Origin of the sequence: Peteryoungia rhizophila (assembly GCF_004912145.1) — a bacterium.
Taxonomy (GTDB): Bacteria; Pseudomonadota; Alphaproteobacteria; order Rhizobiales; family Rhizobiaceae; genus Allorhizobium; species Allorhizobium rhizophilum.
Genome location: NZ_STGT01000002.1, coordinates 677,525 through 692,996 on the forward strand (window position 1 = coordinate 677,525; position 15,472 = coordinate 692,996).

General features: G+C 62.4%; 11 protein-coding genes and 1 tRNA gene. 4 read left to right on the top strand and 8 right to left on the bottom strand.

Features of this window, described 5'->3' with window-relative positions; all coding sequences use genetic code 11:
- The first annotated feature begins 367 nt into the window (after positions 1 to 367).
- Complete coding sequence (locus E9677_RS09145) at positions 368 to 5,503, top strand: beta strand repeat-containing protein (protein ID WP_136557781.1); 5,136 nt, start codon at positions 368 to 370, stop codon at positions 5,501 to 5,503.
- A 272-nt stretch (positions 5,504 to 5,775) separates the two neighbouring features.
- Here E9677_RS09145 and E9677_RS09150 read toward each other — a convergent pair.
- Positions 5,776 to 5,852 (bottom strand) — tRNA-Arg (locus E9677_RS09150).
- A 359-nt stretch (positions 5,853 to 6,211) separates the two neighbouring features.
- Between E9677_RS09150 and E9677_RS09155 the strand changes: the two genes are divergently transcribed.
- Positions 6,212 to 6,664, top strand: coding sequence for a MarR family winged helix-turn-helix transcriptional regulator (locus E9677_RS09155; protein WP_235882896.1), 453 nt, complete (start codon positions 6,212 to 6,214; stop codon positions 6,662 to 6,664).
- Between the two features lie 3 nt (positions 6,665 to 6,667).
- Here E9677_RS09155 and E9677_RS09160 read toward each other — a convergent pair whose 3' ends face one another.
- The 4 genes from E9677_RS09160 to E9677_RS09175 all read right to left on the bottom strand — a co-directional run bounded on the left by E9677_RS09160 (position 6,668) and on the right by E9677_RS09175 (position 10,445).
- Positions 6,668 to 7,144: a hypothetical protein gene (locus tag E9677_RS09160; RefSeq protein WP_136557782.1), complete on the bottom strand. Its 477-nt coding sequence runs from the start codon at positions 7,142 to 7,144 to the stop codon at positions 6,668 to 6,670.
- A 106-nt stretch (positions 7,145 to 7,250) separates the two neighbouring features.
- Positions 7,251 to 8,072, bottom strand: coding sequence for a transglutaminase family protein (locus E9677_RS09165; RefSeq protein ID WP_136557783.1), 822 nt, complete (start codon positions 8,070 to 8,072; stop codon positions 7,251 to 7,253).
- 14 nt (positions 8,073 to 8,086) lie between these two features.
- Complete coding sequence (locus E9677_RS09170) at positions 8,087 to 9,028, bottom strand: alpha-E domain-containing protein (RefSeq protein ID WP_136558134.1); 942 nt, start codon at positions 9,026 to 9,028, stop codon at positions 8,087 to 8,089.
- Between the two features lie 7 nt (positions 9,029 to 9,035).
- The gene (locus E9677_RS09175; RefSeq protein ID WP_136557784.1) at positions 9,036 to 10,445 is read right to left on the bottom strand and encodes a circularly permuted type 2 ATP-grasp protein; all 1,410 of its coding nucleotides are present in this window, start codon (positions 10,443 to 10,445) and stop codon (positions 9,036 to 9,038) included.
- A gap of 380 nt (positions 10,446 to 10,825) precedes the next feature.
- Here E9677_RS09175 and E9677_RS09180 point away from each other — a divergent pair, with 380 nt between their 5' ends.
- Positions 10,826 to 11,722 (top strand): DMT family transporter, encoded by an 897-nt coding sequence (locus E9677_RS09180; RefSeq protein ID WP_136557785.1) that lies wholly within the window; start codon positions 10,826 to 10,828, stop codon positions 11,720 to 11,722.
- Between the two features lie 68 nt (positions 11,723 to 11,790).
- On the opposite strand, the gene E9677_RS09185 is transcribed toward E9677_RS09180, so the two are convergent.
- The gene (locus tag E9677_RS09185; protein WP_136557786.1) at positions 11,791 to 13,209 is read right to left on the bottom strand and encodes a DEAD/DEAH box helicase; all 1,419 of its coding nucleotides are present in this window, start codon (positions 13,207 to 13,209) and stop codon (positions 11,791 to 11,793) included.
- 459 nt (positions 13,210 to 13,668) lie between these two features.
- Here E9677_RS09185 and E9677_RS09190 point away from each other — a divergent pair, with 459 nt between their 5' ends.
- A complete protein-coding gene (locus tag E9677_RS09190) occupies positions 13,669 to 13,944 on the top strand; it encodes a PepSY domain-containing protein (RefSeq protein WP_136557787.1) in 276 nt (91 codons plus the stop codon).
- Positions 13,945 to 14,029: 85 nt separating this feature from the next.
- Here the strand turns inward: E9677_RS09190 and E9677_RS09195 are convergent, their stop codons facing one another.
- Both E9677_RS09195 and E9677_RS09200 read right to left on the bottom strand, forming a co-directional pair.
- Positions 14,030 to 15,163 (bottom strand): DNA alkylation repair protein, encoded by a 1,134-nt coding sequence (locus tag E9677_RS09195; RefSeq protein WP_136557788.1) that lies wholly within the window; start codon positions 15,161 to 15,163, stop codon positions 14,030 to 14,032.
- A 6-nt stretch (positions 15,164 to 15,169) separates the two neighbouring features.
- Positions 15,170 to 15,469, bottom strand: a complete 300-nt coding sequence (locus E9677_RS09200; RefSeq protein WP_136557789.1) for a hypothetical protein — start codon at positions 15,467 to 15,469, stop codon at positions 15,170 to 15,172.
- Between the last annotated feature and the right edge of the window lie 3 nt (positions 15,470 to 15,472).

Below are 15,472 nucleotides of genomic sequence, written 5' to 3' on the forward strand. Positions count from 1 at the left end.
ATTAGAGTGTGAGCCCTAATCATCTGGGTAAGACTCGTCTCATCACATCCGTTAGTTCGCGGGGCGGTGAGACAAGGTCCGTGCCCGGATCGGGCATGAACCTCTCCAAGGTGTGGGAAGCAGAGATCAACTCTGCTGCATGATGCCCTCTCCAACGCCAGGCTCGGTCGAGCCATGTTCCAGCAAAATTTTGGTCCGCAAGGACACCGTTCAGAGGCGTTACCAGACGGTCGCCTCTTAACGGACAGCAGCCACTCAGGGCGCAGGATGCTCCCTGAGGTCGTGACGGTGAGGCGCCCCATGTGCTCCCCCCGATCGGTGGCAAGGAATGCAACGGCCAACCGCAAACGTTGAAGGCGCGCGTCATATGACTTCGATTATCTCTTCTTTGAGCATTACCCAGATCAAGTCGCTGTCCACTGCGACGATCGCTAACTTCACCAGCGACGACGTTGCTGCCTTGAGCACATCTCAGGTCGCGGCCCTTTCCTCCACTCAGGTCGGCGCCCTGCAGACCGACGACTTCGATGGTCTCAACTCCAGCCAGCTCGGTGCTCTTTCGAGCGTCGCCGTTCGCGGCCTGACGATCGACCAGCTCGCTGTCATCGACAGTGCCAAGATGGTCGGGCTCAGCAGCCGCGTCCTCGGCGCACTGACCTCAACGCAGGTGACCGCGCTGACCTCGGAGCAGTTCGACGCGCTCTCCACCGCCCAGCTCACCGCTCTCGGCAGCCTGGCGCTCGCCGGCCTCGAAGCCGAAGACATTGCAACGCTGACTTCCGCCGAACTTTCGGTGCTCAGCACCCGCGCGCTCGCCGGACTGACAAGCGCAAGCTTTGCAGCTCTCGACAGCGATCAGATTTCGGGCCTGACCACGGCGCAGATCGCATCGCTCTCGACCGCCGTCATTGCCAACCTTACGTCCGCCCAGATCGACGGTCTGACCTCGCTGCAGATCTCGGCGCTCACCTCGCGCCAGATCCCGGCCCTGTCGACCGACAATCTCGCTTCCTTCTCCACCGAACAGATCGTTGCACTGAACAGCCGCGCTGTCGCAGTCCTCAAGTCGACGCAGGTTGAAGCACTTTCCACCGGTCAGGTCGATGTGCTGACCACCGGCCAGCTCGCTTCCCTCAGCTCGATCGCCGTCAAGGGTCTCGGCGCCGACGACATCGATACGCTTTCTTCGGAAGGTGTGGCTGCTCTCGCATCTCGGAGCCTGGCCGCCCTTTCGACCGATGCATTCGCATCGCTCGACTCGACCCAGCTCACCGGCCTGACGGCTGCGAAGGTTGGCGCACTCACAACCGCCCAGATCGCAGTGCTGAGTTCCGATCAGGCCGACGGCCTGAGCACGGCTCAGCTCGCGGGCCTGACCAGCGTCCAGATGAGGGCATTGACCAGCGAGACCCTGGCGTCGCTCTCGACCGAGCAGGTCGCAGGTCTGAGCACCCGCGTCGTTGCGGTCCTGACGTCCGACAAGGTCGCGGCACTCAGCAGTGACCAGGTCGCTGCTCTCACCACTTCGCAGCTCGCAGCGCTAAGCTCTGCGGCCGTGAAGGGCCTTGAGGTCGAAGATGTCGGCACTTTCTCGTCGACAGAACTCGCTTCGCTCAACTCCCGTACCCTGGCAGCCCTGTCGACCGACAATGTTGCTGCTCTCACCTCTGAACAGCTGACGGCACTCTCCGGCAACCAGATCGGTGCGCTGACCACCGCTCAGGTGGCCGTCCTCGATAGCGCCCAGATCGATGGTCTGAGCACGGCCCAGGTCGCGGCACTCAGCTCCGCTCAGGTTGTCGCACTCGGAACCGACAATGTGGCTTCGCTGTCGACCGATCAGGTCGCCGCGCTCAGCAGCCGCGCCGTCGCCGCTTTGACGACCGCCCAGCTCACCGCGATGACCAGCGATCAGATCCAGGCCCTCTCGTCTGCCCAGATCGCGGCCTTCACTTCCAGCGACCTGGCTGCCTTGTCGTCCGAAGATCTCGGCACCTTCTCCACCGCCGAATTCGCCACCCTGGGCTCCGCCGCCATCCGCGGGATCACCTCGGCCGTGATCGGCGCACTCTCGACCGACCTGATCGCCGCAATCAACACTCGCGCCATGGCTGCTCTCGACAGCACCCAGATCGCCGCGATGACTTCGGCACAGATCGGCGTCCTGACGACGGCCCAGCTCAGCGCGATCAGCTCCACGGCTGCCCGTGCTCTCGAGATCGAAGATCTGGCGACTTTCGACTCGGCTGACCTCGCTTCCCTGCAGTCCCGCTCGCTCGCTGCCCTCTCCACCGACAAGTTCGCAACGCTCACCTCGGCCCAGCTCGTCGGTTTGACGTCGGCGCAGATCGCAGCCCTGTCCACGGCCATCATCGGCACGCTCGACAGCGATCAGCTCGACGGCTTCACGACGGCACAGGTCGCCTCTCTCTCGTCAGCCCAGCTTGGTGCACTGACGACCGATGCGGTTGCCTCTCTCAGCACGGAACAGCTGGGTGCGATCAGCACGCGCGCTATCGCCTCGCTGAAATCCGACCAGATCAACGTCCTCGACTCGGCCCAGTTCGGTGCCCTTTCGACAGCTCAGCTGGCATCTCTGACCTCGGCTGCGGTCCGTGGCCTCAACACGGATGCCATCGGCACCCTGACTTCTTCCGAGATTGCAGTGCTCAACAGCCGCGCGATCGCAGCCCTGTCGACGGACAACGTCGCTCTGCTCGACTCGGCCCAGATCTCCGGCCTGACCTCGGGTCAGCTCACAGCACTGACGACTGCACAGATCGGCACACTCGAGAGCGATCAACTTGATGGTCTGAGCACGGCTCTCGTCTCCCTGCTCTCCAGCTCGCAGGCCCGCGCTCTGACCGCCGACGCGCTTGCTTCGCTCTCCACCGACCAAGTGGCTGCGATCAACACGCGCGCCGTGGCAGCCCTCGGCTCTGACGCGATTGCAGCACTCACCTCCGACCAGATCGGTGTTCTGACGACCGCCCAGCTCTCTGCCCTGTCGAGCGTCGCCGTCGCCGGCCTTACGACCGAAGACCTCGATGGTCTCGCTTCGACGGACCTCGCGGCCCTGAACTCCCGAGCTCTCGCGTCACTGTCGACCGAGAACATCGCTTCGCTCGACAGCACCCAGCTTTCGGGGCTGACGACCGGCCAGGTCACGTCTCTGACCACCGCGCAGGTCGCCACACTGATCAGTGACCAGCTCGACGGTTTGACCACGGCTCTCGTGGCCATGCTCTCCAGCTCGCAGGTCCGTGCTCTGACCTCGGAATCGCTGGCTTCGCTCTCCACGGACCAGGTGGCGGCTCTTAACACCCGCGCCGTCGCCGCCCTTGGTTCTGACGCGGTTGCAGCACTCTCGTCCGTCCAGATCGGCGTCCTGACGACGGCGCAGCTCGCAGCTCTCTCGAGCGCCGCTGTCGCAGGTCTGACGACCGAAGATCTTGACGGGCTGGAATCCACCGATCTCGCAGTCATGAACTCCCGGGCCATCGCGGCGCTCTCGACTGATAACATCGCATCGCTCGACAGCCTGCAGCTATCAGGCCTGACGACCTCACAGGTCGTCTCGCTGACGACCGCTCAGCTCGGTGCACTGACTTCGACCCAGATCGACGGTCTGACGGCCGCCCAGGCAGGCGTCCTCAGCTCCACTCAGATCCTGGCACTGTCGACCGAGAACATCGCCTCGCTCTCGACCGACCAGGTCGCGGCCCTCAACTCCCGCGCCGTGGGTGCCCTGACGTCGGACCAGCTCGATGCACTGAGCACCGATCAGGTTCTGGCGCTCACCTCTGGTCAGATCGCGGCTCTGAGCTCTGCCGATCTCGCCGCCCTGTCTGCCGCCGATATCGCCACCTTCTCGATCGACGAGATTGCGGTGATCTCGTCCTCAGCCATCAGCGGCCTGTCGACGGACGCCATTGCCGGCCTCGATACCGATCAGATCGCGGCAATTTCCAGCCGCGCCGTCGGATCGCTCACCTCCAGCCAGATCGGGGCCCTCGACACGGCACAGTTTGCCGCTCTGTCGACCCTCCAGCTTTCGCAGCTGAGCTCGGCTGCAGTCGCCGGCATCGCGACTGAAGACCTCGCAACGCTCGACTCTGCTGAGCTTGCGGTTCTCCAGACCCGCACGCTGGCTGCCCTGAGCACCGAAAACTTTGCGGCCCTCGACTCGGCTCAGCTCTCGGGTCTGACGACAGCCCAGGTTGCCGCGCTGACGACCGGCCAGGTCGCAACACTCGACAGCACCACGGTGACCGGTCTGAGTTCCGCTCAGCTCGCGGCCTTGAAGTCGACGCAGGTTGCGGCTCTCTCCAACGACAGTCTTGCAGCACTGACCTCTGTCCAGCTGCCGGGCCTGGCAACGGCGGGTATCGCCAGCCTGAATTCCGACAAGATCGCCGCGCTGACGTCCAGCCAGTTTGACTATCTGTCGACGGCGCAACTCGGAGCGATCAGCTCCGCAGGCATCGCTGGACTTTCGACCGAAGATGTCGCGACCTTCTCGCCGCTGGATGTCGCAGCCCTCAATTCCCGGGCTCTGGCCGCCATGTCGACCGAGAACTTCGCTGCTCTCGACTCGACCCAGCTCGCCGGACTGACGACGGGCCAGGTTGCCGCAGTCACCACGGCTCAGATCGGGGTGCTGACTACGGCCGACATCGACGGTCTCGATACGCTGCAGGTCAGCGCATTGACCAGCGCCCAGGTTGCTGCCATGTCGACCGAGAACCTCGCTTCGTTCTCGACCGATCAGATCGCCGCACTCGGAACACGGGTCTTTGCAAGCCTCAACTCCGACCAGGTGACGGCGCTGACGTCCGAGCAGATCGGCGTGCTCTCGAGCGGTCAGCTCGCAGCGCTCAGCACGGCTGCCATCTCCGGCCTCGAAACCGAAGACATGGCAACCTTCACCTCGGCCGAACTTGCGCTTCTGAGCTCAAGGACGATCGCGGCACTGTCGACCGACAACTTCGCCGAACTCACCTCGGTGCAGCTCACGGGGCTCACTTCGACCCAGATGGCCGCCCTGACGTCCGCTCAGGTTGGAAGCCTGACCTCCGACCAGATCGACGGCCTGTCTACGGCTCAGATCTCAGCCCTGACATCGACACAGGCGCAGAGCCTCTCGACCGACGGCCTCGTGTCCTTCTCGACGGATCAGGTTGCAGCACTCGGCTCGCGAGTTGTGGGAGCTCTGTCCACTGACCAGCTGGTCGCCATGACCACGGACCAGATCGAGGCTCTGACCTCGACCCAGGTCGCGGCGCTCAACTCGGCAGCAATCAGTGCCCTGGCGATTGAAGATCTGCTCGAGTTCTCGACCGAGGACATCGCAGCGATCAACACCGCAGCGATTGCCGGTCTCTCCACCGACGACATCGGTGACCTGACCAGCGACCAGATCCTGGCCTTGACCACGGCCCAGATCCAGGCTTTCAACGACGACCAGGTAACAGCGATCGTCGCCGCCTATCAGGCGATCTGAGGCAGGGGCGCGATCCGCGCCTCAGCAAAGACTGGATACGGAAACAACGACCCCGCCTTTCGAGGCGGGGTTTTTCGTTTCGAGGATGGAAGGGTTCAGCGGAGGCGCTTAAGGCCCCGGGGTGTTTGCATTGGTCGCCATGGGCAGGTGCAAGGGCGGCAGGCGGGTGCCAAATTGCCGAAAGGCCGACTTACTGGAGCGATGCCGCAGTTACCGGCCGGAAGTGCAGCTACCGGGCTCTAGTTCTCGGGATGATTTCTTGATCTGGGAAATGGCGCACCCGACAGGATTCGAACCTGTGACCTTTGGAATCGGAATCCAACACTCTATCCAGCTGAGCTACGGGTGCTTCCGACGGCGGATTGACTCGCCGTTCCAGAAGCGGTCATAGCGCAGTCGATTGGCGGCTTCAATCGGAAAAAACATTTGCCTCGGATGGAATTCTGATGGCGTGGCGGGATCGGTGCGCTCGGATGGCTGAAACGCGATCAGATCGGGGATTCGCAGGTTGGGATGGGGTTCAAAACCTGGGTAAACTGAGCGGCAAATGGTCACGAATTGGCATTTTACGGGAAGGTAAAGGCGGTTGCACCCTTGTGGCGAGGGCTTAAACGGTTAGTATCGCATATGTATCTTGGTTCGCGGGGGAAACAGCGGGCCGGTTGAGGGGCACATATAATAATGGCAGGGGAAATGCCGGAACTTACGATGAATGAATTGATACCCAACCCGTCCGGGCTCGACTTCTCGATGATGGACGATGCCGTGGGATATCGCTTGCGGCGAGCGCAACTCGCGGTGTTTCAGCATTTCAACGATGCTTTTTCTTCCAAGGGACTGCGGCCGACCGATTTTGCCACACTTCTTTTGCTCACCAACAATCAGGGTGCCAAGCAGAGCGAAGTGGCCGAGGCGCTCGGTATCCAGCGGGCGAATTTCGTCGCGATCGTCGACGGGCTCGAGAGCAAGGGGTTCATCGAACGCCGGAAGTCCGAGACCGATCGCCGCGTGCAGTCGCTGCACATGACGCCGGCGGGAGAAGCCTATCTCGAAGAGCTGATGCCGATCTGGATCGATCACGAACGATGGGTCCTGACACAACTCGGCGGCGTTGCGGAACGGGATACGGTCAACAAGCTCCTTCGGCGGCTCTACGACTGATTCCTAGCGGCCCTGAGGCGGATCGCAGCGGCTGAGCGCATCGTCGATCAGCCTGTTTGCGGTCTTCATGCGCAGTGTCGCTTCTTCGCGGAATTCTGCAGGTATCCGGTCTGGATGGTTGTCTCGCGCGAAGGCGCGCCGGCGTTCCTGAAGACGTTCGCGATCATCGCTCGGATCGAGGCCGAGATCGGCTGCGACTTCGTCCGATGACAGGCGATCGATCCATGCGGGCGGTTCTGGCGGGGCAGGAGCTGCAGGCGGCTCCGGCTCGCGTTCTTCGGGCATGAGGAAGAGATAGGCGTCGAGGCGCTGATCCGTGCCGGGATCGGCTGGTGCGGAAGGTGCTGCCGGCGCCACCGGAACGAAGCTCGAAGCCAGCCCGTTGATGCGGAAGGCCGTCTCTTCCGTCGGAACCTCGTCTTCCGCCTCCTTGTCGAGCCTGTCGACGACCGACTGGAAGAGAGACTTTCCGAACAGCATCTATGCCTCGACCTCTGCTGCGGCCCGGCCGCGCCTGTTGCCGACATCACCATGCCGACGTGGTGCGGAGCTTGCGCCGCGCATCCGATCATGGATCAAGGCGCGATCAGCTTTGCGTCTGGCTCTGACCCTGGCTGGGTTCGACGACGAGTTTCACCGTCAGGTCTTCGCCGGCGATCCCGATCCGCATGCCGGACACAGGCGCCGCATCGGCGTAGCTGAGCCCGGTTGCGATCCGGACGTAGCGGGCGTCCGGGCAATGGTTGTTGGCGGCGTCGAAGCCGACCCAGCCGAGGCCCGGCAGATTGACCTCGGCCCAGGCATGGGTCGCGACCTGTTCGGCACGATCGTCCATCAGCAGGTAGCCCGAGACGTAGCGGGCTGGGAGCCCCATGGTCCGCGCGGCGGCGAGGAAGGCATGAGCGTGGTCCTGGCAGACGCCGCTGCCGGCTTCGAGCGCCTGTTCGGCAGTGGTTTCCGTGCCGGTCGTGCCCGGCACGTAGGCAATCGCGGCATTCAATTTGCCCATGAGGTCGTGCATCTTGGCCAGTTCGTTGTCGCCGGTCAGGCTGCGCACGAGCTCGCGGGTCAGCTTGCCCGGTTTGGTATGCGGCGTCTCGCGCAGGTAAAGCCAGAGCGGTACACAGCCCTGATGCGGACCGAAGACGCCGGAGCGATCCTCCGTTTCGACCTCGCCGGAGGCGACGATGTGGACGCTGCTGCTGTCTCCCTCGGTCGAGACGAGATGCGTGTGGTTGCCGAACTGGTCGTTGAATCCGGCTTCCACATTCGCGCCGTCGACCGCGATGTCCCAGGACAGTATCTTCTGTCCCGGACTGTCCAGTGGCCATAGGCGCAGACGCTGCAGCGAATATTGCACCGGGTCGTCGTAGCGATACTCGGTGGTGTGGGTGATGCGCAGTCGCATGGGATCATTCCTGCTCAGCTATAGAACCGGTAACCCTCGGTGATCTCATTGCCCAGCTTGTTGTTGCTGGCGATGAAACCGTCGAGGAATTCGTGCAGTCCCTGGTCCATGATGGTGCCGATCGTCGTCGACTTCAGCGTGGTCACGACGTTGTCCGCCGTTTCATGCGCCGGCAGCCGGTGTGCATAGTCCCGTGCCAGATAACCGAGGTTGGAGGTGATCTTCTCGTAGCAATAGGCGAGCGAGCGGGGCATCTGGCCGTTCAAGATCAGGAAGTCGGCGATGTTAGCGGCCTTGTATTCCCCGTCATAGACCCAGCGATAGGAACGGTGGGCCGACACCGAGCGCAGGATCGATTCCCACTGCATGTTGTCGAGCGAGGAGCCGACCTGGGTGATGGCCGGCAAGAGCACGTAATATTTGACGTCAAGGATACGGCTCGTGTTGTCGGCACGCTCGATGAAGGTGCCGATGCGGGCGAAGTTGTAGATCTCGTTCCTCAGCATCGAGCCGTGAAAGGCGCCGCGAATGAGGCCGGCACGGCGTTTCACCGTGTCGATCACCTCGGGCAGGTCGGCCGATTTCAGTTTGCGGGCGAGTACCTGCTTGAGCTCGATCCAGCATTCGTTGGTCGCTTCCCAGGTCTCCCGGGTGAGGGCCGTGCGTACCATACGGGCATTGTTGCGCCCGGCGTCGATGCAGGAGATTACGCTCGATGGATTGGCCGGATCACGCAGCATGAAGTCGATGGCGTCAGAGGCGGTGACCTTGTCATGCCGTTCGGCAAAAAGCGGGCGCACGTCGGCGCTTTTCAACACGGCGTCCCAGTCTTCGTCCGAGGCGCCCGAGCGGGTGAGCGACATTCTCAAGCCCGCATCGACGAGACGGGCAATGTTTTCGGCCCTTTCGATGTAGCGGAACATCCAAAAGAGGCCGTTGGCGGTTCTTCCGAGCATGACCATGTCAGTCCTCCAATACCCAGGTGTCCTTGGTGCCGCCGCCCTGGCTGGAATTGACCACGAGCGAGCCCTGCTTCAGGGCCACGCGGGTCAGACCGCCGGGAATGATCTGCACCTTGTCGGAGACGAGGACATAAGGACGAAGGTCGACATGCCGTGGTGCGATGCCCTTGTTGACGAGGATCGGTACCGTGGAGAGCGACAGGGTCGGCTGGGCGATGTAGTTGGACGGCCGCGCCTTCAGCTTTTCGGCGAACTCGGTGCGCTCCTTCTTGGATGCCGTCGGGCCGACCAGCATGCCATAGCCGCCGGAGCCGTGAACTTCCTTGACGACGAGCTCTTCGAGATGCTCGAGCACGTATTTCAGGCTGTCGGCTTCCGAGCAGCGCCATGTCGGCACGTTCTCGAGCAGCGCCTTGCGGCCGGTGTAGAATTCGACGATCTCCGGCATGTAGGAATAGATAGCCTTGTCGTCACAGATGCCTGTGCCGGGTGCATTGGCGATAGTGATGTTGCCGGCGCGGTAGACATCCATGATGCCGGGAATGCCGAGTGCCGAGTCGGGCCTGAAGGTGAGGGGATCGAGGAAGTCGTCGTCGACGCGGCGGTAGAGCACGTCGATGGCCTCATAGCCGCGGGTGGTGCGCATCTTCACCTTGCCGTCGATGACACGCAGGTCCGAGCCTTCGACCAATTCGACGCCCATCATGTCGGCGAGGAAGGAGTGTTCGTAATAGGCGGAATTGTAGATGCCGGGGGTCAAGACCGCGACGCGCGGCTTGCCCTTGCAGCCGGGCGGGGCAAGCGAGGCCAGCGACTGGCGCAGGAGATAGGGGTAATCCTCGACGCGCTGGACCTTGTTGAGCTGGAAGAGCTCCGGGAACATCTGCATCATGGTTTCCCGGTTCTCCAGCATGTAGGAGACGCCGGAGGGCGTGCGGGCATTGTCTTCGAGAACGTAGAACTGGTCTTCGCCAGTGCGCACGATATCGGTGCCGACGATGTGTGTGTAGACGCCACCCGGTGGGCGGAAGCCGATCATCTCAGGCAGAAAAGTAACGTTCTTCTCGATCAGTTGGCGCGGAATGCGGCCGGCCTTGATGATCTCCTGCTTGTGGTAGATGTCGTCGAGGAAAGCATTGAGGGCCAGAACGCGCTGTTCGATGCCCTGGGCGAGCTTGCGCCATTCGCGGCCGGAAATGATGCGCGGGATGATGTCGAAGGGGATGAGCTTCTCGGAGGAATCCTCATGGCCGTAGACGGCGAAGGTAATCCCGGTCTTGCGGAATATGTTTTCAGCATCTCTCGACTTGGCCAGAAGCCGTGCCGGATCCTGGCTGGAATACCAATTGAAATAGTCCTGGTAAGGTCCGCGCGGATCGTTGTCCGCAGTGATCATTTCATCGAATGCCAATGGCGCCATCCCCTTTTTTTGTCATTTGAATACAACCATTTTGCCAATGCAAGCTGGTTCACGGGCCGACCTTCCAGATTCGACCGCCAGAGTTTGTGGTCGAAAAGCGGGCATTCGCGTAAAAACTGTGCGGTATCTGCTCATATCCGGCGATCGTCACGCTCTACTCCTGCGTGATTTTGCATATTGTAAAATTCCCAGGGTCCGGGATGGATCCATCAGATGAAAATTTAGGCAATTTTTCTCGAATATTTCTTCGTTCGGCTTGAGTGGAATTCACTCTTGCCTGCAGGAAAACTCTTTTGACCGCGTGGCGGTGTCGCAGTATCGAAGCGCACCGCCGGCGGCATGCGTTCCGGTGCAGGAAAGACACCGATACCATGACCCTCGCCCGCCTTGCGCCCGTTCTCTTCGTTCTTCTCTGGTCGACCGGCTGGGTGTCCGCCAAATATGCGACCTTCTTCGCAGATCCGCTGACCTTCCTCGTCATCCGCTACGGCACAGCGGTCGTGCTGTTCTACGTCGTCTGTCGGCTCGGCGGCGTCTCTTGGCCGCGGGATCGGGCCGGCTGGGTGCATGCGATCGTGTCCGGCATGTTCCTGCACGGGCTCTATCTCGGCATGGTCTGGTGGGCGATCGGGCAGGGGGTGCCTGCGGCGCTCTCCGGTATCATTGCTGGCCTGCAGCCGCTGATGACAGGGATCGCTGCCGCCTATCTCGTGGGGGAGAACCTGAACGGCGGCCAACGGGTCGGGCTCGTTATCGGCTTTCTGGGCGTCGCGATCGCCGTGCTGCCCAAGGTTCTGGTGATCGACGCATCGTCAATCCCGGCCTACGCGGTCGCCGTGAATGTGCTGGCCATGGCCTGCGTCACGGCGGGCACGATCTATCAGAAGCGTTTGGTGAAGGACGGTGATCTGCGGTCGGTTGCGACGCTGCAATATGTCGGCGCACTGATCGTCACCGTTCCAGCCGCCCTGATACTTGAGGATCTCAATGTCAACTGGAGCCTCGGCTTCTTCGCAACGCTCGCCTGGTCGGTGATCGGGATATCCATGGGAGCGATTGCGCTCCTGCTCTATCTCATCCGTCGCGGGGATGTGTCGAAGGCGGCGTCGCTGATCTATCTCGTTCCGCCACTCGCAGCGCTCGAAGCGGCGATTGCCTTTGGCGAAGAACTGACCGTTCCGATGATGATCGGCACCTGCGTGGTCATGGTCGGGGTCTATCTGATCAACCGAAAAAGCGCGGTCGAGCCGATCATCGTCAAAGACTGACCATACGAAAAATGGCGCGGTGGGGACCGCGCCATTTTTACTATCAAGGTTTTGCGCGGGCGCGAAACTCAGGCTTCGCGACGACGTCCGCCGGCTGTACCGGAGCGGGCCGGACGACCCTGACCGTTGCTCGGACGGCCCTGGCCGCCATTGGCGCTGCGGTTCTGTCCGCCACCATTGCCACCCTTGCGGTGACCGGACTTGGCCGGACGACCGTCAGCCTTTGCGCCACCTTCGGACTTGCCGCGACCCTGGCCGGGGGCCTGGTGATTGCGGTTGTTGCCGCCGGCACCAGCACCGCCACCGCCGCCAGCGCGACGCTGCGGACGGGCCGGGCGTGCGAGGTTTGCCGGGGCTTCGCCAGAGGCGACCGGGATGTCGATGCTCATCAGCTTTTCGATGTCGCGCAGCAGGCGACCTTCGTCGGGACCGCAGAATGCGATCGCGATGCCGTCACGACCGGCACGGGCCGTACGGCCGATGCGGTGGACGTAAGCGTCCGGCACTTCCGGCAGGTCGTAGTTGAAGACGTGGGAGACGGCCGGGATGTCGATGCCGCGGGCGGCAACGTCGGTGGCGATCAGCGTCTTGATCTCGCCGTCACGGAAACCCTTGAGGGCGCGCTCGCGCTGGCCCTGGCTCTTGTTGCCGTGGATCGAGGCGACCGAGTAACCGGTTGCGTCGAGGTGCTTCATCAGCTTTTCCGCGCCATGCTTGGTGCGCAGGAAGACGATGGAGCGGCCATCCGGATTGTCGTTGAGGATCTTCTTGAGCATTTCCGTCTTAGCGTTCTGGCCGGCGACGAAGTGCACATGCTGCTCGACCTTGTCGGCGGCCTTGCCCGGAGGGGACACGGCGACCTTGATCGGGTCGGTCAGGAAGCTTGATGCGAGATCGGCGATCGAGGACGGCATGGTGGCCGAGAAGAGCAGGGTCTGGCGCTTCGGCGGGACCATCTTCGAGATCTTGCGCAGGTCATGGATGAAGCCGAGGTCCAGCATCTGGTCGGCTTCGTCGAGAACGAGGTAACGCACGGCGCGCAGCGAAATCGCGTTGCGGGAGATCAGGTCGAGCAGGCGGCCAGGCGTCGCGACAAGAATGTCGGTGCCCTTTTCGAGCTGCAGCTGCTGCTTGCCGATGGAGGCGCCACCGACGACCTGGTTGATCTTCAGCGGCAGGCGGCGCAGGTAGCTGCGCAGGTTTTCGCCGATCTGGTTCACCAGTTCGCGGGTCGGGGCGAGAATGAGGGCGCGGGTGGTGCGGTTGTCAGGGCGCTTCTCATCCTTGAGAAGCATCTCGATCATCGGCAGGCCGAAGGCTGCGGTCTTGCCGGTGCCGGTCTGTGCGAGGCCGATCAGGTCACGTCCACCGAGGACGACGGGAATGCCCTTCTCCTGGATCGGGGTCGGGGTCGTGAAGCCGAGCGTCGTCAGCGTCGCGACGATATTCTTGGAGAGGCCAAGATCATCGAAAGTTGTCAAAGTCATACCTTTCGGGGCGCCAAATGCACGAACCCCGGAACGCGTTCTTCGCGAGCCGGTTGGCAATGGCGTCAAGAACCCCGCGTGATTTGGGAACTTGTAAGTTGGAAAAAAGCTTTCCAAGCGCATCGGCGGAATGTCCGCCCTGATGTCATGCGCCTTATCCTTCGTCGCGTCTCAGATGTCGCTGGGCACGCTCACGCGGCGGCCGGAAGGTAAAAGCTGATCTGCAAATGAGCCAAATCGGCCGAGAAGTCAAGTGCAATGCACAAAAGAGCGCGCGGCGCCTGCTGCGCTCTGAGCATCTGGCGAGGCGTCGTTACCGACGCGAACGCCGGATTTGTGAGGTGAACAATCTCGGCACGCGGGTGTTTCCCCTGACGATGCGCGATCCGGGCTGACCCTTGAAGCAGACTTCTGTCGCACGGCGCAGCGTCGACCGATTAATGACACACGGAGACAATCATGAAGACCCTCATCGCAGCATCAGCCCTTATCCTCGCAGCTTCGATCGGATCGGTTCGCGCTGATGACGACCCGGCGTGCCGGGACGTGGCAGCCGAGGCGCGCATGTCGCTGGGGGACATGGAAAAGAAGGCGCTCACCGAAAACGTCCGCGCTCAGGAAATCGTCATCGATGACGGCTGCTATGAGGTGAAAGGCATGCGCGACGGACAGCGTGTCGAGGCAACCTTCCATCCCGTCTCGGGCGAATTGCTGAAGATCGAAAACGACGATTGAGCCGCAAGACTGCTATCTGCAGACTGCTATCCGAATGTGTTCGAAGCCCGCTTCCGGCGGGCCTCTTTCGTTCTGTCGTTTCCAATCAACGGGCATGCTGCTCTGCGCCATCGCTGTCTCCAGGGGCGGCGAGGTCAAAATCTGCCCCTGTCTGGACGACGCCGTTCAGCATGATTTCCAGCCTGTGAGCGCCCGGATGATAGACCCTCGTCGTGATCGGCCGAAAGGCATGGCGCTTGGCGATCGTCGCGCTGTCGCCCGGCTCGATCATCAGGCTCCGGCCCTTGAAGACCTTGGGCGACAGCGAGCCGTCCTTCTTCTGATGGTGGATGGCATAATCGACCAGAACCGTGCGTGGCTCGCGTCCGATGTTCAAGAGGCGGATCTCGAAGCCGAGCTCGCCGGGGAAACCCACGTGGTCGTTTTCCAGTGCCAGTGTCACGTTCACATCGGAGAGCTGCTCATAACCGAAATTGGCGAGCGCCTTGGCATGGCCCTTCTTCAGCAGCGTGCGCGAGGCGTGCTTGAGCAGCCAGAGCCGATCCTTGGAAGCGTCGGCCTTATGGCGCTCGACGAAATCGGCGACCAGATCCGGATGATCCTTGGCGATATCGTTGAGGCTGTTGGCGACCGAGCGGCGGACATAATCCTCCTCGTCGTCGATCAGCGCCTCCAGGATCGGCAGGATCGGGGAGGGGTCCTGGACCAGTCTCGGCAGGCGCATGGCCCATGGCAGGCGGGGGCGGGTGCCTTCACTGGCGAGACGCCTGACATGGTGGTTCGGATCGGTCACCCAGCCGAAAATGATCGCGAGTGCTTTTTCCTGGTCATCGGCGATGAAGGGGCGAATGCCGAATTCTGCGGTGAAATGCGGCGTCAGCGCCTTGAGGAGGCCGAGTGCAGTCTCCAGGTGATCCCGGCCATGGCCGGCGACATACTGGTTGAAAGAGAGCAGTGCCCAGCCGCTCAAACCAGCGCGGTCTGGTGCCGGCAGGCAGGCATGCAGGATGGCGGCGGCGGCCTCGAAATCGTCTGGCAGGTGACGGCGCAATGCGTTGGCAATGCATTGTCCGCGCTGCATCAGTTCCAATCCGTCGATGACCGGCAGGATGTCGTCGAGGAAGGCGGCTGGGTCGAACCTGCTGAAGGCGCCCGCCACGGCGTCGGCCGTGTCGCGGGCAGTGCCTGGGCCGATCAGGTGTTTCAGTGCTTCTGCCATCGTTGCTCAGATCGCCTCACGGGTCTCGAAATGCTGCATCAGGGTAACACCCGTGATCGCGGCCATGTAAGGGGCGAAAGCCGGGTCGGCCTGCACCTTCGTGGCTGCCGCATCGGCGCTCGCCTTGTCGGCCCATTCGACCAGATCGGCGATCATGTCGCGCTGGTCCGTGGAGTTGAGTGCCCTCCAGCTGACGAAACCGGGATAGTGGCGCACGGCCGCCATCGCTGCGCGGCGGGCCTCTTCGGCCGCCGGTTTGTCGGCGACTGTGCAGAGGGCGATTTCGAGAACGGTGTTTTCGGTCATTTG

What these genes read in the sequence shown, in the direction of transcription:
- E9677_RS09185 (WP_136557786.1), bottom strand. Translation starts at nt 13,209, where the DNA reads ATGACTTTGACAACTTTCGATGATCTTGGCCTCTCCAAGAATATCGTC.
- E9677_RS09200 (WP_136557789.1), bottom strand. Translation starts at nt 15,469, where the DNA reads ATGACCGAAAACACCGTTCTCGAAATCGCCCTCTGCACAGTCGCCGAC.
- E9677_RS09180 (WP_136557785.1), top strand. Translation starts at nt 10,826, where the DNA reads ATGACCCTCGCCCGCCTTGCGCCCGTTCTCTTCGTTCTTCTCTGGTCG.
- E9677_RS09165 (WP_136557783.1), bottom strand. Translation starts at nt 8,072, where the DNA reads ATGCGACTGCGCATCACCCACACCACCGAGTATCGCTACGACGACCCG.
- E9677_RS09155 (WP_235882896.1), top strand. Translation starts at nt 6,212, where the DNA reads ATGAATGAATTGATACCCAACCCGTCCGGGCTCGACTTCTCGATGATG.
- E9677_RS09190 (WP_136557787.1), top strand. Translation starts at nt 13,669, where the DNA reads ATGAAGACCCTCATCGCAGCATCAGCCCTTATCCTCGCAGCTTCGATC.
- E9677_RS09170 (WP_136558134.1), bottom strand. Translation starts at nt 9,028, where the DNA reads ATGCTCGGAAGAACCGCCAACGGCCTCTTTTGGATGTTCCGCTACATC.
- E9677_RS09145 (WP_136557781.1), top strand. Translation starts at nt 368, where the DNA reads ATGACTTCGATTATCTCTTCTTTGAGCATTACCCAGATCAAGTCGCTG.
- E9677_RS09195 (WP_136557788.1), bottom strand. Translation starts at nt 15,163, where the DNA reads ATGGCAGAAGCACTGAAACACCTGATCGGCCCAGGCACTGCCCGCGAC.
- E9677_RS09160 (WP_136557782.1), bottom strand. Translation starts at nt 7,144, where the DNA reads ATGCTGTTCGGAAAGTCTCTCTTCCAGTCGGTCGTCGACAGGCTCGAC.